Source organism: Labrenzia sp. C1B70, from assembly GCF_000475395.1.
GTDB classification, from domain to species: Bacteria; Pseudomonadota; Alphaproteobacteria; order Rhizobiales; family Stappiaceae; genus Roseibium; species Roseibium algicola.
The window spans coordinates 1-692 of the sequence record NZ_AXCE01000044.1 but is presented as its reverse complement, the minus strand read 5'-3'; the positions used below and the strand labels follow the sequence as shown (position 1 = coordinate 692).

Below are 692 nucleotides of genomic sequence, written 5' to 3'. Positions count from 1 at the left end.
TGTCGATGTCCTCATCGGTCAGAAGCCGGGCCAACTGCTCTGCCCGGTCTGATCCGGCAAGGGCTGGCAGAATGGCGGACAACGTGTCGAGGTGTTCGACCCGATTGCTGATCGCCTTTTCCTCTTCCGCCAGTGTGTCTCTCGCCTTACCGGTCAATTTTCTCATCCTCATCCTCGTGCTGGACATTGGGGCTGGCGACGGTCCGTCTCAGAAAAATCACTCAGATGGGTCGGATTGCTTATTTCCTGGGGTCGATTTCCCTGGGGTCGATTTTTCGACCTCGGGCAGACGACCGTTGGCTGCCTGTTGCCAGATCGACGTTTGTGCGCCGGCCTGCGGCGGCTGGCGCAGAGCGAGGTCGAACATGTCGAGGGCGATCGCGATGACATCTTCGACCGGCAGGTTGGTACGCACGGCAAGGGCTTCGGCGCGGTCGATGGTTTCGGGACGATGCAAGATGAGGGGGCTGGCGGGCATTTGAGTGAGGGCTCCAGGGCGCTCGAGACAAGATTTGGGCACCCTACAGCACCTTGAGGCCCCTGAAAACCCTCACCATCGATAAGCTTTAATTATCATTGCTTATGATCCTGAGTTGACTGATATCCATGTGATGATACTTTTTTGCTTGTTGATTATCGTTAATGAAATATTATCAGCTGATGTCAATGGTTTACGATCTCCGCAAGTCCCT

1 protein-coding gene is annotated in these 692 nt (G+C 55.2%); it reads right to left on the bottom strand.

The window, feature by feature from the left end; translation table 11 throughout:
- Positions 1-217 precede the first annotated feature (217 nt).
- Entirely contained in the window at positions 218-478 is a 261-nt protein-coding gene (locus tag Q666_RS58000) for a hypothetical protein (protein WP_022998223.1), read from the bottom strand.
- Between the last annotated feature and the right edge of the window lie 214 nt (positions 479-692).